At 38.8% G+C, this 8,994-nt stretch carries 9 protein-coding genes; 2 read left to right on the plus strand and 7 right to left on the minus strand.

All coding sequences use genetic code 11. The features are described from left to right. Nucleotides 1–39: 39 nt before the first annotated feature. The 5 genes from IC619_RS04070 to IC619_RS04090 all read right to left on the minus strand — a co-directional run bounded on the left by IC619_RS04070 (nt 40) and on the right by IC619_RS04090 (nt 6,275). Nucleotides 40–1,341 carry a hypothetical protein gene (locus IC619_RS04070; protein ID WP_191138849.1) on the minus strand — a complete coding sequence of 434 codons (1,302 nt, stop codon included), beginning with the start codon at nt 1,339–1,341 and terminating at the stop codon, nt 40–42. A gap of 20 nt (nt 1,342–1,361) precedes the next feature. Next, nucleotides 1,362–2,369: a TcaA 3rd/4th domain-containing protein gene (locus IC619_RS04075; protein ID WP_191138850.1), complete on the minus strand. Its 1,008-nt coding sequence runs from the start codon at nt 2,367–2,369 to the stop codon at nt 1,362–1,364. Nucleotides 2,370–2,389: 20 nt separating this feature from the next. Beyond that, complete coding sequence (locus IC619_RS04080) at nt 2,390–2,704, minus strand: TcaA second domain-containing protein (protein WP_191138851.1); 315 nt, start codon at nt 2,702–2,704, stop codon at nt 2,390–2,392. 232 nt (nt 2,705–2,936) lie between these two features. Then, nucleotides 2,937–5,099, minus strand: a complete 2,163-nt coding sequence (locus IC619_RS04085; protein ID WP_191138852.1) for a S8 family serine peptidase — start codon at nt 5,097–5,099, stop codon at nt 2,937–2,939. 333 nt (nt 5,100–5,432) lie between these two features. Then, a complete protein-coding gene (locus IC619_RS04090; RefSeq protein ID WP_191138867.1) occupies nt 5,433–6,275 on the minus strand; it encodes an aldo/keto reductase in 843 nt (280 codons plus the stop codon). Between the two features lie 360 nt (nt 6,276–6,635). Here IC619_RS04090 and IC619_RS04095 point away from each other — a divergent pair, with 360 nt between their 5' ends. After that, complete coding sequence (locus IC619_RS04095) at nt 6,636–6,794, plus strand: hypothetical protein (RefSeq protein WP_191138853.1); 159 nt, start codon at nt 6,636–6,638, stop codon at nt 6,792–6,794. 199 nt (nt 6,795–6,993) lie between these two features. On the opposite strand, the gene IC619_RS04100 is transcribed toward IC619_RS04095, so the two are convergent. Together IC619_RS04100 and IC619_RS04105 are read right to left on the minus strand one after the other, a co-directional pair. After that, a complete protein-coding gene (locus IC619_RS04100) occupies nt 6,994–7,692 on the minus strand; it encodes a Vps62-related protein (RefSeq protein WP_191138854.1) in 699 nt (232 codons plus the stop codon). A gap of 437 nt (nt 7,693–8,129) precedes the next feature. Further along, nucleotides 8,130–8,609 (minus strand): alkaline phosphatase, encoded by a 480-nt coding sequence (locus IC619_RS04105; protein WP_347239754.1) that lies wholly within the window; start codon nt 8,607–8,609, stop codon nt 8,130–8,132. 220 nt (nt 8,610–8,829) lie between these two features. Here IC619_RS04105 and IC619_RS17300 point away from each other — a divergent pair. Beyond that, nucleotides 8,830–8,994 (plus strand): helix-turn-helix domain-containing protein (locus IC619_RS17300; protein ID WP_430624090.1); only part of this gene is annotated, 165 nt, incomplete at its 3' end.

Genomic DNA, 8,994 nt, shown 5'->3' on the forward strand with positions numbered 1-8,994 from the left:
ATCGGTGCTATCCCGATTCAGACATGATCTATTTCTCTACTAATTAATCTCTGTTTGTATCATTTTTTTCACTTCTTCTTTACTTACTTTCAAGTTGTCCGCAACACCTTTATCCCCCTCTCCACCTACAATAATGCTGCCATCTTGGTACCGATGTAGAAGATAATTTTCATAAATTTCTCCATCCAAAGCACTGATTTCATCTTCACTGTTCCATTCCGCTTCATCTTCAAAATAAGAAATGGATAACAACATTTCTGGATGATTTTCAAACCCTTCCTTTAGATCACGGTTAAAGATTTGCATATATTTTGCGTTTCCTCCATCGTCTACTTTCAATTGTATTTGATTAAACCATTTCTCAGGAAAATTTAGCTGAAAAGGTAGTCCGGTAGCACCAGTATGTTGAGCAGTTGTTTTCAGCTTATCACCCTCTACCTGATTCCATTCGACTAACGGTATCATGATAGAATCCTCAGGTTCTGCTAGCACAGTTGGGAATTCCATATAACCATCTTGGTTTTGATCTCTTAATTTACCCTCTATCGCGCTATACAGGCGTGGATTTTGGGGATCAATGATGTGACTGAGTTCACCTTGTTTCATCCCCACAATCGATGTATGCCAATTCTGGTCGGAAACTTTCTCGTTAACCACGATCGCACGCTTCGTTTCCTCTACTTGACTTGTCCTAATCTGTGAAAATGAAATATGTTCTTCAGCTAAGGTGATTGCATTTTGGGGGTGTAGCTGTCCTGATCGCTCACGATAGAGCGAAGCTAACGCTGATTCGCCATCATCTTGATGGATAACCACAAAATCTCCTTTCAAATCTCCATCTAAATCCTCCGTACTAAAATAGTTCACATCTTGATGAAAAACTTGTTTCCATTCTTCTGATTGTAATGCGTAAACCAGTACGGTTTGTGTTTGGCTTAGATCGGCTGATTTTTCCGTAGTACTCAATATGATTTCAGGGCGCGGGTCGCCTATAATATCTGCCAATATGCCATAGTTTAGATTCTGATCCTTTAATGATCTATTTTCTATTCGTTCCCAGCCTGTCCACTTTTTCTCTGCCACTGCAAAACCGATATGAGCTTGTCCAGTTATACGATATAGTGCAACTGCTTCAAGTTGGTTATCATCATCCACATTGACTAACTGCACGACCGCTGTTCCTTCAGGGGTGGATAACAATTCAGTGCCCTCGGGCAGTAGTTGCTTAAACATAAGCTCAGCTTCTTTTGCTGTAGGTGCAGAAGTGTCTATGCCAACTATGCTACACCCTCCTAGCATCAAGATAGAAATGCAGATCCATATAAGCGCTTTATTGTTCATTATGATCCTCTTTTTTACATTTACTTTCCATAAGGTACACTAACCACATTGTTTCCTAAAAAATACTCGCCGCCTGCATCATCTAACACATATTCAACTAGCCATTTCTTTTTCTGCTCACTGTAAACGAGTGTAATTTTTTGAATCGTTTCTCTTTCTTTGGTTTGAAACTTTTTTTCATAATAGAGAAAGGGCGTGAGTGTATTGCGAAAATAGACAGTTAACTCCATCTTATACTGACCTTCTACCTCATAAAAACGGGCATGATCAAAATCCACTTTAGTCTCAATGGCCTTTCCACGATATATAATATATGGATTTTCATATGGACTTTCATTTTGAAAAATAATCTTAAAGGAATCGGTAACCGTAACCATGTTATGCACTTTTTTTGAATAGAGTGCGTCAATCACTTCGGCTTGATAACGATGAAGCAGCTCAGTTATTTTCTTTTTCTCTACTTCATCACTATAGGGAGTAGGTGAAATATCTATTTTAGAGGTATCTTTGGAGATGGCCGTTACCTCACTCTGAGATTCTCCCCATGGAAATGTTTTCCGACCGTAAATCTTTAGTTTTCCATCCCGTGTTACAGGTCCAAATTGATCATCATCTTTAAAAGTTTGTTTAAGTGGCTTTTCATTTACAAAAACTTGGACATCATTAAAGTTGGTCTTAATTTGAACCATTGATTTTTCAAAGGAAAGCGATACGTCAATATTGCGGCTTGGCTCTCCTAAAACGATTGCCTCTTCTTTTTTATGTAACTTTGTATATGGAAATGTTTTTTCGGCCGTGATTGTGTACAACCCTGGCATAATGGGTCCGTGCTTGTATTCCATCTGTTCCTTTTTACTCTGAAAAATCTTTTTCTGATTCACATGAACGATTGTACCTTCATCATGTGTGACGATATTCAAGTAATACCGACGAACACCAATCGAGTAAGTCTTCCATAAGATATAATCATGTTCTTTTACGTAAAAATCTCCTACTTGAATGGCTTGTTCGAAAGTAGGTTCACCCATACCTATAAGCTCATCCGGACTTAGAGAAGTCTGATATTGATAGATATGTAGATCAAAAGCTTGCGAGAGTTGCTTTGCATAAGATTGATTTTTTTTACATATGTAGATAGTTGTTTAAGTTGTCCCGTCTGAATGACCATACGTTCATCATCACTTTCGATCAATTCATGTAACAACTCCGTATCCTCGTTTTGAAGCGCCGTCATAAAACGGTTTACTGTTTCTTGGGGTCCTGCTTGTACACCGTACAAAGCAACCACGCCCACGATTAAAACCAAGCCGATTACAATACTTAGCAACACAGCTTTTTTCTTTTTTTGAGCTACTAAATTCAATCTGATTCCCCCCCTCTACTCGAGTAAATAAATCTTCAATCACAATATAAATAAGCTGTTCCTTTTAATATGAAATAATAAAATAAATTTTCACTGTATTAATTATATACGAATAACATAATTTATGTTTAATTAAATCGGAAATTTTTCTCTATCTTGCTTTTTTTATGTTCATGACCGGTTGGTAGAGGCCAAATCAAAAAGTCTCAGCCACATGGCTGAGACTTTTTGATTACTCGGTATGAAAGTAATAAGGGATCCGAATTTCTTTCCGGCTTTCTTGCTCGCCACCAGCTACTTCAACTGTTAAATACCCTTGATACTCCCCTGCTTCATGCGCTTCAGTTACCACTTCAAAAGTGCGCGATTTTTCTTGGCCTAAAATAATAACCGATTTACTTGTGCTTACAATTTTGTCGTTGTCAGATTTTATGTGATACATCATTAACTGGTCTGTAGGATTTTTTATCGTAAGTGTCATTTTTTTCTTTTCTTTTGCCTTCATTTTGCCAAAGCTGAGGCTAGATGGATAAGCCAAGGCGGGAGCATGAGATGCAGCCGTAACATCAATCACACCTGCTCCCACCTCAACGGGCAATGGTTTACTTTGGGGATTCTTAGCTGTTGCCATGAGTGCTGACTTAATATCCGCTGGTTGCCAATTTGGATGTGCTTGTAACAAAAGGGCTGCGGCACCCGCTACATGAGGTGACGCCATAGAAGTGCCACTTTTAGAATCAAAGCCCCCCCCTACTATACTGGAGTATACATTTACACCAACCGCTGCGACATCGGGTTTTAATGTATACTGAGCCGTTGGACCTCGTGATGAAAAGTCTGCAATCAAACCATCCTGTTCGGTATCAATCTCGCGTGTCTCATTCTTGTCAATCGTAGCAGTCATTTGCTGTCCAGCTAAAATCCATTCTCCATCTTCCTTCGTCACCATGACCATAGGAATTGTGGCTGATTTATTTACATACATGTTACTCGGTGCACCTTGCGTGTTTGCAATGAGAATCACTCCGACAGCACCTTTTTCTTGCGCATGCGTCATCTTCGTCATAAATGTGCAATCTCCACGCTTTAACACTGCAATTTTATCCGTTAAATCCTGATTGAGGGGTTCACAACCTAATCCATCTTTCTCAGTAATCACTTGTAAGGGCGCAGAAATCTTTTGATCGATTCCCCCACCTGGCTCAGATCTACCTACTGGTAAAACACGCTCTTCGCCATCTACCATTACAGTGATCAATTTCCCAAAAAAATGTGAGTTTGAAACCGCGCCTACGGTTATCGCTTTCTCAGCTTGCCCCGGTGAACTAATCGTTGTCGAGGATGGTCCGTCATTACCAGCAGAAACCACCATGGTCATCCCTGCATCACTAGCCGAGTTGACGACTTCAATCAAGGCATCATAACCTGCATCCGCTGTTTCTCCTAGGCTTAAATTTGCAACATCCATACCGTCCTCTACAGCATCTTCGATTGCTTTTGCTATGTAAATACTTTCGGCGCTGCAATCATGACATGGGTATACATTATAGTTTCCAAGATATGCTTTAGGTGCGACTCCGCTCAATTTTGTTTGAACGAGACCAGTTGGATCTTGAAACCCCTTGACTCCTGCAACAGTTCCCGCTACGTGTGTGCCATGTGATCGAATCGCTTCTGGTGTTGCACTTATCTCTGATGCTACTTCATCTATCTGCGATGCAATCGGTTGATCATACTTCACATCAGCCTCGTCACTGTACACTTTTGCTACAATCACTTTATTAGTGGTATACTTTAGCCATTCTTTTTTTTGTACTTTGGGATAGCCCGTTGGCATAGTCAAGGAATCGTCATTGAAAAACGGATGACCTTGATCAATTCCACTATCGATAATGGCTACTTTCACATCTTCACCATCATAGCCAGCTTCCCACATTGGCAGATTATTTATAATAGCATGGCTTTTATTTACGAGCGGGCGATACTGCTTACTTTCAATCACACGCTTCACGTCAGGTGCATTTTGAAGTGCTTTGGCTTCTTCCGCATTTGCTTTTACAGCGATCCCATTAAATGTGAGTGAATATTCGGCTACAATTTTTGATCCTTTTACATTTTTTTGTATATACGCTTTTAGCTCAGTCCGTTTTCGCTCCAAATAAGATCGATATTTTTTGACTGAATCTTCATTTACATCTAGTCTCTCATTTGCACTGATTTTAGTCGCCTGATATCCTTGCACATCACCTTCATAGGAAGCAACTGGCAAGTGATCTAATTGAACAAAATAATACTTATCTTGATCGATTGCCGCCACAGCTCGTAAAGGAACACCCGACAAAACAATTGCCGTCATCAGTACAGCAGATAAAGCAATAACTCCAATTTTTCTCATACAATCCCCCTTCTATCATTCTAGCACTTGGATTTACTATCGTTCTAAGAATATGATAACATCCATTTATTGTTTAGAGTGAATGTTTTTATTTAAATTATTTAATTAACAAATATTGTCACATACTCCTTGTGTAACGCTCTTAAAAAGAGATTCAGCTCCCCACTCCCAATAGCTTCTTTATGTATATTATATCTGAATATTAAAATGATTGCATGAGTTTTTCATTTAACTTCGCGCTTAGATCCATTTAATTACAAACATCAAAAAGTGTAGAGAAGAAGTACTTACCTTCTCTACACACGATAAACCTAGAGTCCAACTCGTTTAACATTAAAAATCAAAATGATCTGGATCTGGCCCCACTCGATGATTTCGGTTCAATCCATCAATCTGTTCTATTTCTTCTTTCGTCAATTCAAAATCGAACACGCTAGCATTTTCAATTATGCGATGCTCTTTTGTTGATTTTGGAATGGTAACAACTTCGTTTTGCAGATCCCAACGTAAAATAATTTGGGCGACTGTTTTATTATGCTTGTTGGCAATTTCCTGTAATATTTCATTATCTAATAACTGACCTTGCATCAATGGAGACCACGCTTCTAATTGAATTCCCTTGGCTTGACAATAGGCTTGCAACTCTTTTTGTGTTAGTCGTGGATGGTATTCTACTTGATTGACCATTGGCTTGATTTCAGCATCTTTCATCAAATGTTCTAAATGATGAATCTGAAAATTACTTACCCCAATTGCTTTTACCCTACCGTCTTGATATAACTTTTCTAACGCTCTCCAAGCATCTTTGTATTTCCTTTCAACTGGCCAGTGAATTAAATATAGATCTAAGTATTCAAGATCCAGCTTTTTTAAACTCGTTTCATAAGCAGCAATCGTTGATTCATATCCTAAGTCCGCGTTCCAAACCTTAGAAGTGACAAATAACGCTTCTCTTGATATGCCTGCTTCTGCTAAGCCTTCTTTGATTCCTTTTCCAACACCTTCTTCATTTTCATAAATTGATGCCGTATCCACACTTCGATATCCGTGTTTAATCCCTGTTTTAACAGTGCTTACAATTTCTGATCCTTCTTCGACCTTAAAAACGCCCATACCAAACCAAGGCATTTTCACACCATTATGCAAAGTTATTGTATCTTGTAAATGCTTAACCATAAATAATAGAGCCCCCAAGATTTTATTTTCTTTTACTTCCTCGATTGGATCGTAGTGAAATTTCACAGGTTCCAGATCACCGATATGGTGTAGCCATGAGTGTCACACAGTGCGGTGAGTGAATTAAATTATAAGTTAAACTTCTAACCTGAGATTCGTTACAAACTCAAACTGTACACAAGATCAAGATAGGGAGGTAAGTGGCTTTACATATTATTCCCTCCCTTTTGCTGTTATACATGTGGAAGTTTTCTTTTCAACACCTTACAAAGACAGCCCTTAATCATCTTTTGCTATGCGTTTTATCAGTCATGGAATGTAGAGCTGAAAACGCTTGAACGCGAAATAGAGTAGCGTATGATGGATATCGATAAGCAAAATGGTCACGCTTCTAAACTTATACAACATCAAGGTATTACCCGCTTCATTCGTGAAGGAAACATCGTTTATATTGATACCTACAACGTGGATACTTTAAAAATGAATGACGCGTTAATCCGATGGGTGAATCCACTTTAAGTCTCTTATCCCTTTGTGATGCAACAAAAGTGAAAGCTGATTTCTTAAAATCAATATACTAAGAAGCTACTTAAAATAGTAGCAAACCACCACCACGGATGGTACCAAAGGAAAGTCAAGGACTCAATCTACATCCTTTTTTCTGTCTAACAAAAAAATAGGGCTAACTTTTGACAGTCAGCCCTACTTTAAAAATTTCTTATTGTACCCTCAATCCATAAACTGGACCTACAGGCGCCGAATAATTATTTTGTGCGTAAAAGCTTCCTGAAGTTAATACATAAGGTAAATTACTTTTAATCTGATACAAGGCTACATCCGAATTTGCTCCCGATCCACTGTCATTCCAGATCAGATCACCCACATTAACCTCTACCGTGAAGTCTTGACGAACACAAGTAATAGAAGATAACGAAGGTTTGCTATAATGATTGGTTGCAACACTTCCTAGTGATACATATCCAGCCTTACAAATGGGCCTCCATATAGAGCCGTCATTCTGTCCTCCTGATCCACTGTCATTCCAAATGAATTGAAAATCGATGGGATCCGTTAAAATTGGAGCTGCTCCTGGTACATCTTCTGCCTTAAGTCCCATAACAAAACCAGTAGGGTTATTGTAACTCCCTTGTGCAAAGTACCCTGCGGATTTCCAACCAGGAAGGAAATCTCTTATATACCATATACTAACATCTGAATGTGAACCCGTACCTCGATCATTATAGATCTCTGTATTTACTTGCGTAAAAGAGTAAGTAAGTTTACCATTATCCTGTGTACTCTTAATCGTTTGTACATGCTGAAGTCTAGACTCTAGATCTGAATGATCTGCTCCTTCAACTTTTAAAGGAAAAAATGAGAAAGTTAAAACGATTGAAAAAATTAATAAAAAACGCATTGAGATCCCTTCTCTCACTTTTATTTTTAAAAATCGTTCAATAAATAAGTTCTACAATGATTAATTTTTTACCTTTATTTTCAATTTAATTGATGAGCCCATCGATTACTTTTATTCTACTTAATAGATTGTTTTTGAGAGAAGGGAACCATTAGGAATCTATTTTCGTACAGTGATTTTTTCATTTAGAGAACTGAACAAGCAACTGGCTGTTGTTGATTTATCTTTGAAGTGGGTTCACCCACTTTTTCTAATTCAACCGCTACAACTTAGGAAGCGAATGCAGGGATAGATGCACGATCCCCCGATAATTAGGCAATCAAATATGTTCGATAAATGAAATTATAGGTCCTGCAATCGATTTTAAACTGTCAAAATTAAAATGATTGACTCGTACAATCTACTGCTTAGGTTTATCGGCAGCTCATTTAACTAATCTATCTCCTCAATCGCATCGCATGTCGAATGACATTAAAGATATAAGTGTTTTCATATTCTCCTGTCAGATATTGTGCTCCTGGGCCTTCTGCAGTAAGTAAAACATGTCCCCCTGTATGACCCCCTGTGGTCCAATCAATTGTAAACTGTTCATCGCTTCCTTTTCCATCTGGATTCATACCAATGGTTCGTTTGGTGGTTTTCACACCTGTAGCCATTGCAGTAGCGGCTGTACCCGAATCAGTCTGGAATGAGCCCGCAGAACCTGTAAATGCCAGATCCATTGCTAAATCCTCATTTAATCCCACTGAGTGCATACGAATGGCATCACGGTGATCGGGCCCCATACCGTCCCCGACAAATAAAATGACATTCTTCGCTATAGGTCGGCTGAATCTGAAATGATCTTGTCCATTTAACGCATACGTTGGCATAGATGAAGCGATAATAAGTGCCCCCAACTTGATCGTCTTCTTCACCGAATCTCTCCCTTTTAGATATGATTACTTAACTTCAGAAATCATATCTAAACGAGATTAAGCTTTCATTAATCTAATAAATTTGTTTATCCAATATAGCTGAGAATACTCCTACCTCAACGAAGTAGGTGGGGGATGAATCAGCTTCGGACCAGGGAATGGGGTCCCCTCTCACAAGTCCGAGATGTGCTATAATCCTACTAGAGAGGTGATCGATATGATGCGTACCTATCAGTTTAAGCTGGAGCCGAACAAGGAGCAGATTGAAAAGATTGAATGGACACTCTCCATGTGTCGTTGGCTCTATAACGCGATGTTAGAACAGAGAAAATTTGCCTATGAGAAACGAAGTCAGACAGTGAATTACAGCAAACAAGCCAATGAG

The sequence above is a fragment of the Polycladospora coralii genome (assembly GCF_014773435.2).
Classification (GTDB): Bacteria; Bacillota; Bacilli; order Thermoactinomycetales; family Thermoactinomycetaceae; genus Polycladospora; species Polycladospora coralii.

Excerpts from the sequence above, each read along its gene's own strand:
- IC619_RS04100 (WP_191138854.1), bottom strand. The coding sequence starts at position 7,692 with ATGCGTTTTTTATTAATTTTTTCAATCGTTTTAACTTTCTCATTTTTT.
- IC619_RS04095 (WP_191138853.1), top strand. The coding sequence starts at position 6,636 with ATGGATATCGATAAGCAAAATGGTCACGCTTCTAAACTTATACAACAT.
- IC619_RS04075 (WP_191138850.1), bottom strand. The coding sequence starts at position 2,369 with ATGGGTGAACCTACTTTCGAACAAGCCATTCAAGTAGGAGATTTTTAC.
- IC619_RS04070 (WP_191138849.1), bottom strand. The coding sequence starts at position 1,341 with ATGAACAATAAAGCGCTTATATGGATCTGCATTTCTATCTTGATGCTA.
- IC619_RS04085 (WP_191138852.1), bottom strand. The coding sequence starts at position 5,099 with ATGAGAAAAATTGGAGTTATTGCTTTATCTGCTGTACTGATGACGGCA.
- IC619_RS04090 (WP_191138867.1), bottom strand. The coding sequence starts at position 6,275 with ATGGTTAAGCATTTACAAGATACAATAACTTTGCATAATGGTGTGAAA.